Below are 17636 nucleotides of genomic sequence, written 5' to 3'. Positions count from 1 at the left end.
CACGCTGTTGAGTTCTCAAGGAACGGACGCTTCCTTCGGACTGCCTTCCAGCAGGCCCTCCGGGCTTCGTTCTTTCGTGTTTCCAGCTTATCAGATGTTTTCCGCTCCGTTTTCCGGAGTTTCATTCATCCGATTCGCTTTCGCCTTTCGGCGCTCCCGAACTCTAGCAGAGTTCGTCGGTCCGTTTTCCCCGGTCGTTCTCGAATTCAGATTCGAGCCCGTTTCCGAGGGGCCGTCCCGTGGGGCAACCCGGAGAACATTACGCACCGGGTCGCCCCACGTCAAACCGGCGTCAGCCGGTGTTGAGCGAGCGTCAGACCTCGACCACGACCGGCAGGATCATCGGCCGGCGGCGGTAGTTGTCCGCGACCCACTTGCCGATGGTGCGGCGGACCAGCTGCTGCACCTGACGGGGTTCCAGCACGCCGTCGCTCGCCGAGCGGTCCAGCGCCTCCTGGAGCTTGGCGGCCACCGGGACGAACGCGTTGTCGTCGATGCCGGAGCCGCGGGCCTGGATGGTCGGGCCGCCGACGATCTTGCCGTTGGCCGAGTCGACCGCGACGAAGACCGAGATGAAGCCCTCCTCGCCGAGGATCTTGCGGTCCTTGAGCGAGGCCTCGCTGATGTCGCCGACCGAGGAGCCGTCCACGTAGACGTACCCGGCCTGCACCTTGCCGACGATCCGGGCGACGCCGCCTTCGAGGTCGACGCAGACGCCGTCCTCGGCGATGACCACGCGGTTGCGCGGCACCCCGGTGGCGATGCCCAGCTCGGCGGCCGCGCGCAGGTGGCGCCACTCGCCGTGGACCGGCATCAGGTTGCGCGGCTTGCAGATGTTGAAGAAGTACAGCAGCTCGCCGGCCGAGGCGTGGCCGGAGACGTGCACCTTGGCGTTGCCCTTGTGCACGACCTTGGCACCCCAGCGGGTCAGGCCGTTGATCACCCGGTAGACGGCGTTCTCGTTGCCCGGGATGAGCGAGGAGGCCAGGACGACGGTGTCGCCCTCGACGATGCGGATCTGGTGGTCGCGGTTGGCCATCCGGGACAGCGCCGCCATCGGCTCGCCCTGCGAACCGGTACAGATCAGCACGACCTCCTTGTCGGGCAGGTCGTCCAGCTGCTTGACGTCCACGACCATGTTGCCGGGGACCTTCAGGTAGCCGAGGTCGCGGGCGATGCCCATGTTGCGGACCATCGAGCGGCCGACGAAGGCGACCTTGCGCTTGTACTCGTGCGCGGCGTCCAGGACCTGCTGGATGCGGTGCACGTGGCTCGCGAAGGAGGCCACGATGATGCGCTTCTCGGCGTTCGCGAAGACGTTCCGCAGCGCCGCCGAGATGTCCCGCTCGTGCGGGATGAAGCCGGGGACCTCGGCGTTGGTGGAGTCCACCAGCAGCAGGTCCATGCCCTCCTCGGCCAGCTTGGCGAAGGTCGGCAGGTCGGTCAGGCGGCCGTCCAGCGGCAGCTGGTCCATCTTGAAGTCGCCGGTGGCCACGACCATGCCGGCGGGGGTGCGGACCGCCACCGCCAGGGCGTCCGGGATGGAGTGGTTGACCGCGATGAACTCGCAGTCGAAGGGGCCGATGCGCTCGCGCTGGCCCTCCTTGACCTCCAGCACGTACGGCCGGATGCGGTGCTCGGCGAGCTTGGCCTCGATCAGCGCGAGGGTCAGCTTGGAGCCGATCAGCGGGATGTCCGGGTTCTCCCGCAGGAGGAAGGGGACGGCGCCGATGTGGTCCTCGTGCCCGTGGGTGAGGACGATGCCGTCGACCTTGTCGAGGCGGTCCCGGATGTAGCTGAAGTCCGGGAGGATCAGGTCGACGCCGGGCTGCTCGTCCTCGGGGAAGAGGACGCCGCAGTCGATGATCAGGATGCGGTCGCCGTACTCGAGGACCGTCATGTTGCGGCCGATCTCGCCGAGGCCGCCGAGCGGTGTGATGCGGAGGGCGCCCTCCTTCAGGGCCGGGGGCGCGCCGAGCTCGGGGTGCGGGTGGCTCAAAAGACTCTCCTCACGACGCACGCCATATGCCCGGGGTCCTCCCCCTGGAGACATATGGCGTGCGTACTCAGTGTCGTTTTCCTACTGGGTCTGTGCTCTCGCGCCGTCGATCCGGTCCAGCGGCGGACCCTGGGGTCCGGCGAGCCGGGGCGCGCACGTCCGTGTCTGCTAGAGGTGTACCCCGCCGGCGGCGAGATCCTGCCTCAATCGCTCGATCTCCTCCGGCGTCGCGCCGACCAGCGGCAGCCGCAGCGGGCCGGCAGGCAGGCCCTGGAGCTCCAGCGCGGCCTTGGTGAGGATCACGCCCTGGGTGCGGAACATACCGCTGAACACCGGCAGCAGGCGCTGGTGGATGCTCGTGGCCTTGACCACATCGCCCGCCAGGAAGGCATCGATCATCGCCCGCAGGTCCCCCGCCACCACGTGCCCGACGACGCTGACCACGCCGACGGCTCCGACGGACAGCAGCGGCAGGTTGAGGATGTCGTCGCCGGAGTACCAGGCGAGGTCGGCGCGGGCGATCGCCCAGGCCGCGGCACCGAGGTCGCCCTTGGCGTCCTTGTTGGCGACGATCCGCGGGTGCTCGCCGAGGCGGACCAGCGTCTCGTGGCTCAGCGCGACCCCGCTGCGGCCCGGGATGTCGTACGCCATCACCGGCAGGCCGGTGGCGTCGGCGACCTGCGTGAAGTGCCGGTACAGGCCCTCCTGCGGGGGCTTGTTGTAGTACGGGGTGACGACCAGCAGGCCGTGCGCCCCGGCGGCCTCCGCCTGCCGGGCCAGCTCCACGCTGTGGTGGGTGTCGTTGGTGCCGACGCCGGCCACCACGTGGGCGCGGTCCCCGACCGCCTCGGCCACGGCGCGGACCAGCTGGGCCTTCTCGGCGTCGCTGGTGGTCGGGGACTCCCCGGTGGTGCCGTTGACGACGAGGCCGTCGTTGCCGGAGTCCACGAGGTGCGTGGCGAGGCGCTGGGCGCCGTCGAGGTCGAGCGCGCCGTCGGCGGTGAACGGGGTGACCATCGCGGTCAGGACCCGGCCGAACGGCGTCTGGGGGGTGGAGGTCGGAGCCATGCGTCCAAAGCTACTCGTAGGCGGTGGGGCGGTACCCATGCCGGTCCGGTGTTCGGACAGGTGTATCGCGTCGGCGGCGCGGACGTGGGATTCCGGTGCTGCCCGCTCGGGGGTTCGGGCAGCACCGGAATCCGTGTTCACGAATGTAGGGAGCGGCTAGAAAAGCCGCAATCCAGACATGCCAGACACTCTGCCCATATGCCTGTCGTCCCAGGTCAGGGGGCGACTCGGCCGTGCTTCTCGAAGGCCGCATGGGTGAGCGGCATGAGCTGGGCCCACTGCTCCTCCATCTGCTCGGCGACCATCTCGATCTCGCGCTGCGGGAAGGACGGCACCGCCGAGTTCTCCCGCTTGGTCCGCAGCGACAGGAAGTGCATCAGCGAACGCGAGTTGCAGGTCGCGTACATCGAGGAGAACAGGCCCACCGGCAGCACCGCGCGGGCCACCTCGCGGGCCACCCCGGCCGCCAGCATCTCCTGGTAGCGGGCGTAGGACTCGCGGTACGCGGCCTCCATCGCCTCGGTGGTCGTCCGGTACTGCTCCGGCGTGCCCTCGTGGAACTCGTACTTGCCGGGGCGGCCCTGCTGGACCAGCCTGCGCTCCTCGCCCGGGACGTAGAAGACCGGCTGGAGCTCGCGGTAGCGGCCGGACTCCTCGTTGTACGACCAGCCGCTGCGGTGCCGGTGGAACTCCCGGAACACGAAGATCGGCGCGCTGATGAAGAAGGTCATCGAGTTGTGCTCGAACGGCGTGCCGTGCCGGTCGCGCATCAGGAAGTTGATCAGGCCCTTGGACTTCTCCGGGTCCTGCTGGACGGCCTCCAGGGACTGCTCGCCCGCGGTCGAGACCCGGGCCGCCCAGATGACGTCCGAGTCGGCGGCGGCGCTGCGGACCAGCTCCACCGTCACGTCGCTGCGGAAGCTGGGGGCCGTCGGTTCGTCGCTCACGCGTTACTCCTTGCGGGTTCGGTGCTGTGCAGCTTGATGGCGTGCTGCATGGTCTTGCGGGCGCGCGGGGTGTCGCCGGCGTCGGCGTAGGCCACGGCGAGGCGGAACCAGACGCGCCAGTCGCCCGGCGCGTCCTGTGCCTCGGCCTGGCGGCGGGCGAACACCGCGTCGGCCGAGGCCCGGTCGATCCGCCCGCCCTTGCTGCGCTTCAGCTCGTCCACCGGCAGGCCGCCCTCGGCCTCCAGCTCGCGGGCCAGCCGCTCGCTGTCCCGGCCGAAGCGGACGGTCTGGCGCAGGAACCAGACGCCGATCACCGGGATCACGAAGGCGCAGATCCCGATGCCGATGCCGAGCGGCTTGCCGGTCGCGATCAGCTGGACGCCCTCGCCCACGCAGACCAGGGCGACCAGCAGCAGCACGCCGGACAGGACGAAGAAGCCGGTGCGGGAGGTCATGACGCGCTCCTGGGGATCACCACGGTCACAGGTCCAGGAAGTGTTCGAGGCCGAAGGTCAGCCCCGGCGTCCCGACGACCTCGCGCACGCCCAGCAGGATGCCGGGCATGAAGCTGCTGTGGTGCAGCGAGTCGTGCCGGATGGTGAGCGTCTCGCCGGTGTCGCCGAACATCACCTGCTGGTGGGCGAGCAGGCCGCGCAGCCGTACCGCGTGCACCGGCACCCCGTCCACGTCGGCGCCGCGCGCGCCGGGCAGGCTGTGGGTGGTCGGGTCCTGCTGCGGCGGCCGGCCGGCCTCGGCCCGGGCGGCGGCGATCAGCTGGGCGGTGCGGGTGGCCGTGCCGCTGGGGGCGTCGGCCTTGCGATCGTGGTGCAGCTCGACCACCTCGACCGACTCGAAGTACTTCGCCGCGACCTGGGAGAACTTCATGCCGAGGATGGCGCCGATGGAGAAGTTCGGCGCGATCAGCAGGCCGAGCTCCGGGGCCTCGTCCAGCCAGCCGCGGACGGTGGCGAGCCGCTCGTCCGTCCAGCCGGTGGTGCCGGTGACCACGTGGATGCCGTGGTGCAGGCAGAAGTCCAGGTTGCCCATCACCGAGTCCGGGTGGGTCAGCTCGACGGCCACCTGAGCCCCGGCCCGGGTCAGCTCCGACAGGTCGGAGCCGCGGCCCAGGGCGGCGACCAGCTCCAGGTCCGGCGCGGCCTCGACGGCCTTGACCGCCTCGGAGCCGATCCGGCCCTTGGCGCCGATCACGGCGACGCGCAGCGTCATAGCGAAAGTCCTCTCACCAGCAGTCTCGGGTCTCACACCAGCAGATCGGCGAGCTTGGCGGCCCGCTTGTCGTTGACCGGGCCGATCAGCGCCAGCGACGGCCGGTACGCGCCCAGCACATCACGGGCCACCGCGTGGACGTCCTCCAGGGTCACCGACGCGATCCGCTCCAGCATGTCGTCCACCGACAGGTGGTGCCCGTAGCTGAGTTCGGCCTTGCCGATGCGGTTCATCAGCGAGCCGGTGTCCTCCATGCCGAGCACGGTGGAGCCGGAGATCTGGCCGATCGCCCGCTGCAGCTCCTCCTCGGTGATGCCGTCGGCGACCACCTTGGCCAGCTCGGCGCGGCAGATCCGCAGCACCTCCTCGACCCGCTTGGGCTGGCAGCCGGCGTAGATGCCGAACAGGCCGCTGTCCGCGTAGGACGAGGAGTACGAGTAGACCGAGTAGGCCAGGCCGCGCTTCTCCCGGACCTCCTGGAACAGCCGGGAGCTCATCCCGCCGCCGAGGGCCGCGTTGAGCACGCCCATCGCCCAGCGGCGCTCGTCGTGCCGCGGCACGCCGGGCACGCCCAGCACCAGGTGGGCCTGCTCGGTGGAGCGGTTGAGCACCTCGACCCGGCCGGCCGTGCGCAGCGCCTTGACGCCGCGGCGGGCCTCGGCGGGGGCCGCGGTGGAGGCCGCCAGCACCGGCGCGAAGGCCTGCTCGACCTGCTTGACCACCTTGCGGTGGTCGAGGTTGCCGGCCGCGGCGACGACCAGGTGCTCGGGCCGGTAGCGGCGGCGGTAGAAGCCGGCGATCTGGTCCCGGGTGAGCGTCCGGATGGTCTCCTGGGTGCCCAGGATCGGGCGGCCGAGCGGGCCGCTGCCGTAGATCACCTTGGCGAACAGGTCGTGCACCACGTCGCCCGGGTCGTCCTCGGCCATCGCCATCTCCTCGAGGATGACGCCGCGCTCGGCCTCCACGTCCTCGGGGCGGATCAGCGAGCCGGTGAGCATGTCGCAGACCACGTCGATGGCCAGCGGCAGGTCGGTGTCCAGGACCCGGGCGTAGTAGCAGGTGTTCTCCTTCGCGGTGAAGGCGTTCATCTCGCCGCCGACCGCGTCCAGGGCCGCCGAGATGTCCAGCGCGCTGCGCCGCTCGGTGCCCTTGAAGAGCAGGTGCTCCAGGTAGTGGGTGGCGCCGTTGAGCTGCGGGGTCTCGTCCCGCGAGCCGACGCCGACCCAGATGCCGAAGGTCGCGGAGCGCACCGTCGGCAGGGTCTCGGTGACGACCCGAAGGCCGCCGGGGAGGACGGTGCGGCGCACCGTGCCGGCGCCGTCGACGCCCTTGAGCAGGGTCCGGGTGGTGCCGGGACGCTGCGTTACCGCCGGGGCCTGCGCCACGGGGGGTACCTCCAGAGGAAACGCACGTGCGGACAGGCACGTACGGACGAACGCGTGGACAACGGGGTGCGGCCCGCACGCCGGGAGGCGTACGGGCCGCGGGGTCAGCTAGCGGCGCTTCACTCGGAAGCGGCCTCGCCGCCCTCCTCGCCCTCGATGACCGGGATCAGGGAGAGCTTGCCGCGCGGGTCGATCTCGGCGATCTCGACCTGCACCTTGGCACCGACGCCGAGGACGTCCTCGACGTTCTCCACGCGCTTGCCACCGGCCAGCTTGCGGATCTGCGAGATGTGCAGCAGGCCGTCCTTGCCCGGCATCAGCGACACGAACGCGCCGAACGTCGTGGTCTTGACCACGGTGCCCAGGTAGCGCTCGCCGACCTCCGGCATGGTCGGGTTGGCGATCTGGTTGATCGTGGTGCGGGCGGCCTCGGCGGCCGGGCCGTCGGCGGCACCGATGTAGATGGTGCCGTCGTCCTCGATCGTGATCTCGGCGCCGGTGTCCTCCTGGATCTGGTTGATCATCTTGCCCTTGGGGCCGATGACCTCACCGATCTTGTCCACCGGGATCTTGATGGTGATGATGCGCGGCGCGTTCGGGGACATCTCGTCGGGCGAGTCGATGGCCTCGTTCATCACGTCGAGGATGTGCAGGCGGGCGTCCTTGGCCTGCTTCAGCGCGGCGGCGAGCACCGACGCCGGGATGCCGTTCAGCTTGGTGTCCAGCTGGAGGGCGGTGATGAAGTTGCGGGTACCGGCGACCTTGAAGTCCATGTCGCCGTACGCGTCCTCGGCGCCGAGGATGTCGGTCAGCGTGACGTAGTGGGTCTCGCCGTCGATCTCCTGGGAGATCAGGCCCATGGCGATGCCGGCGACGGCGGCCTTCAGCGGCACACCGGCGTTCAGCAGCGACATGGTCGAGGCGCAGACCGAGCCCATCGAGGTGGAGCCGTTGGAGCCGAGCGCCTCGGAGACCTGGCGGATGGCGTACGGGAACTCCTCGCGGGTCGGCAGCACCGGCAGCAGGGCGCGCTCGGCGAGCGCGCCGTGGCCGATCTCGCGGCGCTTGGGCGAGCCCACGCGGCCGGTCTCACCGACGGAGTACGGCGGGAAGTTGTAGTTGTGCATGTAGCGGCGGCGCGTCTCCGGGGAGAGCGTGTCCAGCTGCTGCTCCATGCGCAGCATGTTCAGCGTGGTGACGCCCAGGATCTGGGTCTCGCCGCGCTCGAACAGGGCCGAGCCGTGCACCCGCGGGATCGCCTCGACCTCGGCGGCCAGGGTGCGGATGTCGGTGACGCCGCGGCCGTCGATGCGGACCTTGTCCTTGATGACGCGCTCGCGGACGATCTTCTTGGTCAGCGCGTTGTAGGCGGTGCTGATCTCCTTCTCGCGGCCCTCGAACTCGGGCAGCAGCTTCTCGGCGGCCAGCGCCTTGACGCGGTCCAGCTCGTTGTTGCGCTCCTGCTTGCCCGGGATGGTCAGGGCCTGGGCGAGCTCGTCCTTGACGGCGGCGGTCAGCGCGGCGAGGACGTCGTCCTGGTAGTCCAGGAAGACCGGGAACTCGCCGGTCGGCTTGGCGGCCTGGGCGGCCAGCTGCGACTGCGCGGCGCACAGGACCTTGATGAACGGCTTCGCGGCCTCCAGGCCGGAGGCGACGATCTCCTCGGTCGGCGCGTCGGCGCCGCCCTCGACCAGCTTGATGGTCTTGTCGGTGGCCTCGGCCTCGACCATCATGATCGCGACGTCGCCGTCCGGCAGGACGCGACCGGCGACGACCATGTCGAAGACGGCCGACTCCAGCTCGCTGTGGGTCGGGAAGGCGACCCACTGGCCGTTGATCAGCGCGACGCGCACACCGCCGATCGGGCCGGAGAACGGCAGGCCCGCCAGCTGGGTGGAGGCGGAGGCGGCGTTGATCGCGACCACGTCGTACAGGTGGTCGGGGTTGAGCGCCATCACGGTGACGACGACCTGGACCTCGTTGCGCAGGCCCTTGACGAAGGACGGGCGCAGCGGGCGGTCGATCAGGCGGCAGGTGAGGATCGCGTCCTCGGAGGGCCGGCCCTCGCGACGGAAGAACGAGCCGGGGATGCGGCCCGCGGCGTACATCCGCTCCTCGACGTCCACGGTCAGCGGGAAGAAGTCGAAGTGCTCCTTCGGCTGCTTGGACGCGCTGGTGGCCGACAGCACCATGGTGTCGTCGTCCAGGTAGGCCACGGCGGAACCGGCGGCCTGACGGGCCAGGCGGCCGGTCTCGAAGCGGATGGTACGGGTGCCGAAGGAACCGTTGTCGATCACGGCCTCGGCGTAGAACACGTTCTCTTCCACCTGGAAGATCTCCTCTTTCGTACGTTCTCCGGGAGAGCGTCCCCGCGCGCTGCTGCGGTGGGCCCCGGGCCCTCGTCAGGGAGGGCGGCAGTCGGGCCGGTCTTCGATCGAAGCCTCCGGAGTGCCCCGCTCGGTCTGCGGGGGTTCCGACGGCCACTACCGAGGACCGGCGCCTCACGGCTGCCGGGCCGGGAAGGGCGGTCCGCGTCTGGACGCTCTCTCGGATGCGGGCGGCTTCCGTTTGAAGCCTTCGTCCCGCGGGGGGTTCGGGTCCTTCTGCCCGGGTGGCGCGCTGGTGCGCCATCACCCGGCATGCCCACAACCCTACGGTGCAATCCTCGGGCACCTGGGGAGGTGCGCGCGAGTTGTTATCTCAGGGCGCCGCTGCTCAACAGCAGCGGCATACGCGCGAGGGGCGGCTCCCCGGTGTGGGGAGCCGCCCCGAGCGGCGTGACTAGCGGGCGCCGCCGGCGGCACCGCGGCGGATGCCCAGGCGGTCGACGAGCGTACGGAAGCGCTCGATGTCCTTCTTGGCCAGGTACTGGAGCAGGCGGCGACGCTGGCCGACCAGGATCAGCAGGCCACGACGCGAGTGGTGGTCGTGCTTGTGGGACTTCAGGTGCTCGGTCAGGTCCGAGATGCGGCGGGAGAGCATGGCCACCTGGACCTCGGGGGAGCCGGTGTCGCCCTCCTTCTGGCCGAACTCGGCGATGATCTGCTTCTTGACGTCAGAGGCGAGAGCCACTGCAACTCCTTCGGGGTCTACCGAGCGGTCCTGGTCGACAACACAGGACTCATCGAGAACTCGGTGTCGCGGGCGCGGCCGGCGCTCTGCGGCCCACGCTGGGGCTGCGGACACACGGCTGCGCTCGGAGGCCAAGCGTACCAGTGCCGCCCACCCGGCCGTTCGGCGGGCCCGGTGGGCGGCAGTGGGGCGCTGCGGGAGCGGCGGCGGGCGGCCGCCGGGTCAGCTGGTGGCGCCGCGGACCAGCCGGTAGACGTCCAGGACGGCGAGCGCCAGCGGGACGAGCGAGATCAGGGTGAGGCTGTCCACCAGGTCCAGGATGCGCCCCCAGAACGGGGAGACCCCGAGCCGCGGCACCACCAGGGCGATCGCGGTGAGCAGCGCGGCGCCGAAGGCGATGGAGGCGGTCAGCCAGATCGTGCGCAGGTCGAGCTCGGTGGTGGAGCCGGCCGCCCGCAGGAAGAACTGCGGGGTGTGCAGGGAGAGCCCGACGATCAGCAGGCTCAGGCCGAGCAGGCCGGCCACGGTGAGGCTGAGCACCTGCGCGGTGTAGCGGAACAGCCGGGCGCGCAGCATGGTGGTCAGGCCCAGGGCGAGGGCGAGCAGCTCGGGGAAGGTCTCGTCGGTGAAGCCGAGGACGGCGCAGGCGCCGACCACGACCGCGGCGCAGCCGCCGACCAGGCCGACCAGCACCTCGTGGCCGCGGCGGGCCTGGTGCGCGATCCGCTCGTACTGGACGGCCTCGGCGCGCTCGGCCTCCTCGTCGTAGTCGCGGCTGCGGGTGCGGGTCTGGCCGGGGGCGCTGAAGCCGACCGGCAGCCGGGCGAAGCGGGCGGAGAGGCTGGGCAGGAAGCCGACCACGGCGACGGCGGCGACCCCGGTGACGGCGGCGATGTGCCCGGCCGGGGTCTCCGGCAGCAGGACGGCCGCGAAGGTGGCGAGTGCGCCGGCCGTGGAGACCAGGGCGGCGGCGACGAACACCGCGTCCTTCTCCGGCAGCAGGCCGGCCAGCAGTACGGCGACCACCAGGACGGCGACGCAGCCGGCCAGGAACTGGAGCCGGCCGGGGCCGTCCCCCGGGTGGGCGACGGCGATCAGGCCGCTGCCGCCGATCATGGCGTGCGGCAGCGCGCCGAGGCCGAGCGCGACGGCCGCGTGGGCGTCCTGGTAGACCCGGGCGCGCACCCCGGCGAACGCGGTGAGCACGACGGCGGTGACGCCGGCCAGGACGCCGGGCAGGCCGTGCATGTCGTGGCGCAGGTCGGAGAACCAGAGCGCGAAGCCGAGCAGGGTGAGCAGCACCCCGGCGCCGATCAGGCCGAAGCCGCGCATCAGCTCGGCGGTCCAGAACCGGCGGTCGGCCTCGACGGCGCTGGCGATCGCGTCGGCGACGTCGTCGTAGACGGCCGGCGGGAGCGACTCGGCGAAGGGGCGCAGCGCCAGCAGGTCGCCGTCGCGGACCTGCTGGGCGGCCAGCGGCAGCCCGCTGTCCAGCACCGTGCCGTCGCGGCGGACCAGGTGGAAGCCGGTGGGGGTGCCGTCGGGCTGGCTCTGGTTGGCCAGCCGCAGCACCTCGGGGTAGACGTCCGCGAGCGGGACGTCCTCGGGCAGGGCGACGTCGATCCGGCGGTCCGGGGCGACGACGGTCACCCGGCAGTAGCCCGTCGCGGCGGCGGCGCTCATGCGGCCCCCTCACGGCGGTCGCCCGCGAGGGCCCCCACCTCGATCCTTCGACGCACTTGGCGCTCCCCCTTGTTGACGGTGCCGAGGCCCGGCGGCGCTCGGTGTTGCTGTGGAACCGGCCCGGCCGGGCCGCGAGTTGGCGCGGCGTTACCCTACCCGTTCGGTTCGTGTCCGCTGCCGGTGCGTACCGGGCCCTGGCGGGCGGTGCGGGAGCGACCGTTAGGATCGGCGCCTGCGCAAAGGTACGGGGGCTGCGCTGGGTGGGGCGTCCTCAGCCACCGGATTCCCGTACGGACCGTACGCAAATCGCATGAGGGCTGATGCCGAAGTGATCGATCGACGCCGCGGGGTGGATGACACATGGGTGTGATCACGGTCAAGCGACCGGCCAGGGCGTACCCGCCCACCGTGCCGGACGAGCCGGTGGAGCTGGTGAGCCCACCCGAACTGCCCCGGCAGGGCGGCGAGGACTGGCTGATGAGCATCCTGCCGATGATGGGCATGGGCGGCTCGGCGGTGTTCTTCTTCTCGCCGGGGGCCGCGGCGCCGATGAAGATCATGGGCGGTCTGATGATCGCCTCGACGCTCGGCATGGTGCTGGCGCAGATCGTCCGGGCCCGCAAGGGCGGCTCGACCGCGATGGCGGACGAGCGGCGCGACTACCTGAAGTACCTCCAGCAGACCCGCCGCCAGGTGCGCCGCACGGCCGAGCGCCAGCGCGGCGCGCTGCTGTTCCTGAACCCGGCGCCGGACCAGCTCTGGTCGATCGTCGAGGACGGCCGGCGGCTGTGGGAGCGGCGCACCGGGGACGGCGACTTCGCGCAGATCCGGGTGGGCCTCGGGCCGGTGCAGCTGTCCACCCCGCTGGTGGCGCCGCAGACCGCGCCGATGGACGAGCTGGAGCCGCTGTCGGCGGCCGCGATGCACTCCTTCCTGAAGGCGCACGGCACCCTCCAGGACCTGCCGCTGGCGGTCTCGCTGCGGGCCTTCTACCACATCACGGTGTGCGGGGACCCGGACTCGGTGTACGGGAACGTGCGCGCGATGATCGCCCAGCTGACCACCCTGCACTCGCCGGACGACCTGATGGTGGCGGTCGCGGCCGCGCCCGGTGCGGCCGAGGAGTGGGAGTGGACCAAGTGGCTCCCGCACAACCAGCACCGCAAGGAGGCCGACGGCGCGGGCTCGCGCCGGCTGTTCGCCAGCGACCTGGGCGACCTGGAGTACCTGCTCCAGGACGAGCTGGCCGGCCGCCAGCGCTTCGTGCGCGAGGTGGCCCCGCCGGCCGACCAGCCGCACCTGGTGGTCGTCATGGACGGCGCCGGGGTGCCGCACGACTCGCTGCTGGCGAGCCCGGAGGGCGTGCAGGGCGTGACGGTCATCGAGGTGGTGCCGGGCGAGGTCGACGAGCCCAGCGGACACCTGATGATCACGGTCGGCGCCGAGGAGCTGGTGCTGCGCTCGGCCTCCGGCGCGACGTACACCGGCAAGCCGGACCTGCTCTCGGTGTGGCAGTCCGAGGCGCTGGCGCGGCAGTTGGCGCCGTACCGGATCTCGGCCGGCGGGGACGACGAGCCGCTGCTGTCCAACCTCGACTTCACCGACATGATGAGCTCGGGCGACCCGGGCTCCTTCGACGTGGCCCGCAGCTGGCGCCCGCGCGCCCAGCACGAGCGGATGCGGGTGCCGATCGGAGTCGGCGCCAACGGCGAGCACGTCTACCTGGACATCAAGGAGGCCGCGCTGGAGGGCATGGGCCCGCACGGCCTGTGCGTCGGCGCGACCGGCTCCGGCAAGTCGGAGCTGCTGCGCACGCTGGTGCTGGCGCTGGCGATGACCCACTCCTCGGAGATCCTGAACTTCGTCCTCGCCGACTTCAAGGGCGGTGCGACCTTCTCCGGCATGGCGGACATGCCGCACACCTCCGCGGTGATCACCAACCTGGAGGGCGAGCTCACCCTGGTCGACCGCATGCGCGACGCGATCGAGGGCGAGCTGCACCGCCGCCAAGAGCTGCTGCGCTCGGCGGGCAACTACGCCAACATCCACGAGTACGAGCGGGCCCGGGCGGCCGGCGCGGCGCTGGACCCGCTGCCCTCGCTAGTGCTGATCATCGACGAGTTCTCCGAACTCCTCACCGCCAAGCCCGACTTCATCGAGATGTTCATCCAGATCGGCCGGATCGGCCGCTCCCTGGGCGTGCACCTGCTGCTGGCCTCGCAGCGTCTGGAGGAGGGCAAGCTGCGCGGCCTGGACACCTACCTCTCGTACCGGATCGGTCTGCGCACCTTCTCGGCCGCGGAGTCCCGGGCCGCGATCGGCGTGCCGGACGCCTACCACCTGCCGCCGGTGCCGGGCGTCGGCTACCTCAAGTTCGGCGAGGACGTGATGGACCGGTTCAAGGCCGCCTACGTCTCGGGGCCGTACCGGGCGCCGGGGCAGCAGCGGTCGACCGGCGGGCGGCGGGTCAACGCGCGCCCGGTGGAGTTCACCGCGGCCTTCGTGGACCTGCCGGACCCGGTGGAGGAGGAGGTCGCGCCGCAGGCCCCGGAGCAGGACGACGCGCTGGTGGACACCGTGCTGGACGTGTTCGTCCAGCGGATGTCCGGCCAGGGCCCGGCCGCGCACCAGGTCTGGCTGCCGCCGCTGGACGAGGCGCCGAGCATGGACCACCTGCTGCCGCCGCTGCAGGTCGTGCCGGAGCGCGGGCTGACCGCGCCCGGCTACCCGGTGGGCCGGCTGCGGGTGCCGATCGGCATCGTGGACAAGCCGCGCGAGCAGAAGACGGACATCCTGAAGGTCGACTACGCGGGGGCGGCCGGCCACGGCCTGGTCGTGGGCGGTCCGCGCTCCGGCAAGTCGACCGTGGTGCGCACCATGGTGGCCTCGTTCGGCCTCACCCACACCCCGCTGGAGGTGCAGTTCTACCTGCTCGACTTCGGTGCGGGCAGCTTCCAGTCGCTGGCCGGGCTGCCGCACGTCGGCGGGGTGGCCGGGCGCCTGGACGTGGACAAGGTGCGCCGGATGGTCTCCGAGGTGCACGGGGTGCTCAACCGGCGCGAGGAGCTGTTCCGGGTCGCCGGGATCGACACCATCGCCACCTACCGGGCCCGCCGGGCGGCCGGCCAGCTGCCGGACGAGGCCTTCGGCGACGTCTTCCTGGTGATCGACGGCTGGAACACCTTCAAGCAGGAGTTCGAGGGCCTGGAGCCGGTGATCGGCGACATCGCCCAGCGCGGTCTCGGCTACGGCGTGCACCTGGTCGTCACCGCGGCCCGGTACGCCGAGGTGCGCCCGGCGCTGAAGGACCTGCTGCAGAACCGGACCGAGCTGAAGCTCGGTGACGCGATGGAGTCCGAGGTCGACCGCCGGGTGGCGCAGAACGTCCCGGCGCTGGCCGGGCGCGGCATCACCCCGGAGCGGCTGCACTTCCTGTCCGGCCTGCCGCGCCTGGACGGCTCCTCCTCGGTGGACGACCTCCAGAACGGCGTGGCCGGGCTGGTCAGCGCCGTCGACGGGGCCTGGAGCGGCCCGCGCGCCCCGCAGGTGCGGATGCTGCCGGCCGTCCTGGACGGCCTCTCGCTGCCGAAGGGCTTCGAGCACCCGGAGCGCGGCGTGGCCTTCGGCGTGGACGAGGCGGAGCTGGCGCCGGTCTTCGTCAACTTCGAGACCGACCCGCTGTTCATCGTCTTCGGCGACACCGAGTCCGGGAAGTCGGCGGTGCTGCGGATGCTGATCAAGCAGATCACCGAGCGCTACACCCCGGACCAGGCGGGCATCGTGGTCGGCGACTACCGGCGCGCGCTGCTCGGCACCGTGCCGCCGGAGTACCTGGTGGAGTACGCGGCCGCGCAGCCGGCCATGGCGGCCATCGTCGACATGCTGCGCGGCGCCTGCTCGCGCCGCCTGCCGGGCCCGGACGTGACCGCCGAGCAGCTGCGCAACCGCAGCTGGTACAGCGGCAAGGACATGTTCGTGATCGTCGACGACTACGAGCTGGTCTCGACGAGCTCGGGCAACCCGCTGGCGCCGCTGGCCGAGTTCCTGCCGTTCGCCCGCGACATCGGCCTGCGGGTGATCGTCGCCCGCAGCGCGGGCGGCGCCGGCCGCTCGCTGTACGAGCCGGTGCTGCAGCGGATGCGCGAGCTCGGCGGCCAGGGCGTGATCCTCTCCGGCAACCGGGACGAGGGCGCGCTGCTGGGGACGGTCAAGCCGCAGCCGCTGCCGCCGGGCCGAGGCGTCTTCGTGTCGCGCCGGGTGACCAGCGGGCAGATGGTGCAGACCGGTTGGCTGCCGGTGGCGTAGCGGCGCCGGTCGCGCGGCGCGACCGCGCAGACCGTCACGGACGGTGATCGATGGGGTCGGACTCGCGAAGTCCGGCCCCTTCGGCGTCCCAGGTGCTGAAACGTTACAGAGTTCTTTCCGGGCACCGGCTGCGGTTCCCGTACCCGGCCGGGGAGTTGCCGGGCGGTTTCGAGGCCGCCTGGCGTGTCGCCGCCCACCCGGGATGCGGCCTTTGAATGACCGAGCCATCCCGTTTGTTCACCTTCGATTCATTCGCGATGTGGCTGAGGTAACAAGTCGGACAAAGCTCGCAATGACCGAACGTGATCACCGGATCGCATGCCTATGCCGTTCTCCGCAACGGATTCCGAAGCAGTTCCCGCGTTGACGCGGTCAATACGCCCACGGTTCCATTGCGGCCCGGGAGCGACTGGAACCGGACACCGAGCAACCAGCCAGCGGAGGCGATACCGCTCCCTCTCCAGCACCGCACAGAGCCGATCGGAAGCCACATGACCGACACGCTTCGCCCGCCACAGAACGTAGCCGCCACGGTGGCCGAGGCGGCCGCGCCCCAACAGCTCAAGCGCTCGATCGGCGTCGTGGGCGGCACCCTGCTCACGCTGTCCTGCGTCACGCCCGCCTCGACGCTCTTCGTGATCGTGCCGGAGCTGTTCTCCAGCATCGGCAGCGCCACCGCGCTGGCCATCGCGATCGGCACCGTGCTCTGCGTCGCGGTCGCGTTCTGCTACTCCGAGCTCGGCACCCTGATCCCCAGCGCCGGCGGCGAGTACGCGATGGTCGGCACCCTGGCCGGGCGGCTGATGGGCTGGCTGGTGTTCGTGCTCTCGCTGATCGTGGTGATGATCGTCCCGTCGGTCATCGCCCTCGGCACCGCCGACTACCTCGCCCCCGTCCTGCACCTCGACAAGGCCATGACCGGCGCCGCCGTGATGCTGGCCGCCACCCTGGCCGGCCTGCTCGACCTGCGCGCCAACGCCTGGATCACCGGCGTCTTCCTGGTGCTGGAGGTCGTCGCGGCCGGCGTGGTCTCGGTGCTCGGCTTCGCCCACACCAGCAGCGACGCCCCCAGCCTGCTGCACGGCGTGGTCGCCGGGGAGGGCGGCGCCACCACCACGGTGAGCGTGGGCGCCATCGTCGGTGCGCTCGGCATCGCCCTGTTCATCACCCAGGGGTTCTCCACCGCGGTCTACCTCTCCGAGGAGCTGGAGAACCCCCGCCGCAACGTCTCGCGCACCGTGCTGTGGACGCTCGGCATCTCCTCCGCCGTCATCCTGGTGCCGGTCGTCGCCATCACCGTGGGCGCCCCCGACCTGCAGACCCTGGCCGCCGGCGACATCTCCGGCATGGTCACCGCCTGGAGCAACTCCGCGGTCGGCACCTTCATCAGCCTCTGCGTCGCGCTGGCCATCATCAACGCCGGCATCGTCATGGTCATCCAGAACTCCCGGGTGCTGTTCGCCTCCGCCCGCGACAAGGCCTGGCCGGAGCCGGTCAACAAGGCCTTCGCCACCCTCGGCCGGTTCGGCTCGCCGTGGATCGCCACCCTGGCGGTCGGCCTGCCCGGCGCCGCGCTCTGCTTCGTCAAGGGCGAGCTGCTGAGCAGCATCACCGGCGTCGCCGTCACCGGGATGTACCTGCTGGTCGCGATCGCCGCGCTGCTCTCCCGCCGCGCCCACCACAAGCACGCCGCCGCCTGGCGGATGCCGCTGTGGCCGGCCGTCCCGGTGGTGCTGATCGCCGTCCTGGTCTACGTGATCACCCAGCTGGACACCGAGCCCCTGCTGTGGACCGGCGGCATCACCGCCGCCGGCGCCCTCTACTGGCTGTTCTACCTGCGCCCCCGGCAGGACACCCGCTGGGTGATCAGCCTCCCCGAGGACCAGCAGGACTGACCCCCACCTCCCCCACCCCCCACACAGCGGCGCCCCGGGCCTCCCCCCGCCCCCG

11 protein-coding genes are annotated in these 17636 nt (G+C 71.4%); 2 read left to right on the top strand and 9 right to left on the bottom strand.

What is annotated here, in order from left to right; translation table 11 throughout:
* Positions 1 to 313 precede the first annotated feature (313 nt).
* The 9 genes from ABZW03_RS20880 to eccD form a co-directional block, all read right to left on the bottom strand.
* Entirely contained in the window at positions 314 to 1999 is a 1686-nt protein-coding gene (locus tag ABZW03_RS20880; RefSeq protein WP_355260171.1) for a ribonuclease J, read from the bottom strand.
* A 168-nt stretch (positions 2000 to 2167) separates the two neighbouring features.
* A complete protein-coding gene (dapA, locus tag ABZW03_RS20875) occupies positions 2168 to 3067 on the bottom strand; it encodes a 4-hydroxy-tetrahydrodipicolinate synthase (RefSeq protein WP_355260168.1) in 900 nt (299 codons plus the stop codon).
* 215 nt (positions 3068 to 3282) lie between these two features.
* Positions 3283 to 4014 carry an FAD-dependent thymidylate synthase gene (gene thyX / locus ABZW03_RS20870; protein WP_355260165.1) on the bottom strand — a complete coding sequence of 244 codons (732 nt, stop codon included), beginning with the start codon at positions 4012 to 4014 and terminating at the stop codon, positions 3283 to 3285.
* Positions 4011 to 4469 (bottom strand): tetratricopeptide repeat protein, encoded by a 459-nt coding sequence (locus ABZW03_RS20865; protein ID WP_355260162.1) that lies wholly within the window; start codon positions 4467 to 4469, stop codon positions 4011 to 4013. Before ABZW03_RS20865 ends, thyX begins: the two co-directional genes overlap by 4 nt.
* A gap of 25 nt (positions 4470 to 4494) precedes the next feature.
* Positions 4495 to 5241, bottom strand: a complete 747-nt coding sequence (dapB, locus tag ABZW03_RS20860; RefSeq protein ID WP_355260159.1) for a 4-hydroxy-tetrahydrodipicolinate reductase — start codon at positions 5239 to 5241, stop codon at positions 4495 to 4497.
* Positions 5242 to 5273: 32 nt separating this feature from the next.
* Entirely contained in the window at positions 5274 to 6626 is a 1353-nt protein-coding gene (locus ABZW03_RS20855) for a pitrilysin family protein (protein WP_355260156.1), read from the bottom strand.
* A 119-nt stretch (positions 6627 to 6745) separates the two neighbouring features.
* Entirely contained in the window at positions 6746 to 8953 is a 2208-nt protein-coding gene (locus ABZW03_RS20850; RefSeq protein WP_355260153.1) for a polyribonucleotide nucleotidyltransferase, read from the bottom strand.
* Positions 8954 to 9407: 454 nt separating this feature from the next.
* Complete coding sequence (rpsO, locus tag ABZW03_RS20845) at positions 9408 to 9698, bottom strand: 30S ribosomal protein S15 (RefSeq protein WP_209416808.1); 291 nt, start codon at positions 9696 to 9698, stop codon at positions 9408 to 9410.
* A gap of 222 nt (positions 9699 to 9920) precedes the next feature.
* On the bottom strand, positions 9921 to 11381 hold the full coding sequence (gene eccD / locus ABZW03_RS20840) for a type VII secretion integral membrane protein EccD (protein ID WP_355260149.1): 1461 nt from the start codon (positions 11379 to 11381) through the stop codon (positions 9921 to 9923).
* A gap of 360 nt (positions 11382 to 11741) precedes the next feature.
* On the opposite strand from eccD, the gene eccCa reads away from it, so the two are divergent.
* Both eccCa and ABZW03_RS20830 read left to right on the top strand, forming a co-directional pair.
* Positions 11742 to 15686: a type VII secretion protein EccCa gene (gene eccCa / locus ABZW03_RS20835; RefSeq protein WP_355260146.1), complete on the top strand. Its 3945-nt coding sequence runs from the start codon at positions 11742 to 11744 to the stop codon at positions 15684 to 15686.
* A 491-nt stretch (positions 15687 to 16177) separates the two neighbouring features.
* Positions 16178 to 17581 carry an APC family permease gene (locus ABZW03_RS20830; RefSeq protein WP_355260143.1) on the top strand — a complete coding sequence of 468 codons (1404 nt, stop codon included), beginning with the start codon at positions 16178 to 16180 and terminating at the stop codon, positions 17579 to 17581.
* The last annotated feature ends 55 nt before the right edge of the window (positions 17582 to 17636 follow it).

Origin of the sequence: Kitasatospora sp. NPDC004799, assembly GCF_040609095.1 — a bacterium.
Taxonomy (GTDB): Bacteria; Actinomycetota; Actinomycetes; order Streptomycetales; family Streptomycetaceae; genus Kitasatospora.
Note: the sequence above shows the minus strand (reverse complement) of the source record. Positions and strands in the feature narration are given on the sequence as shown.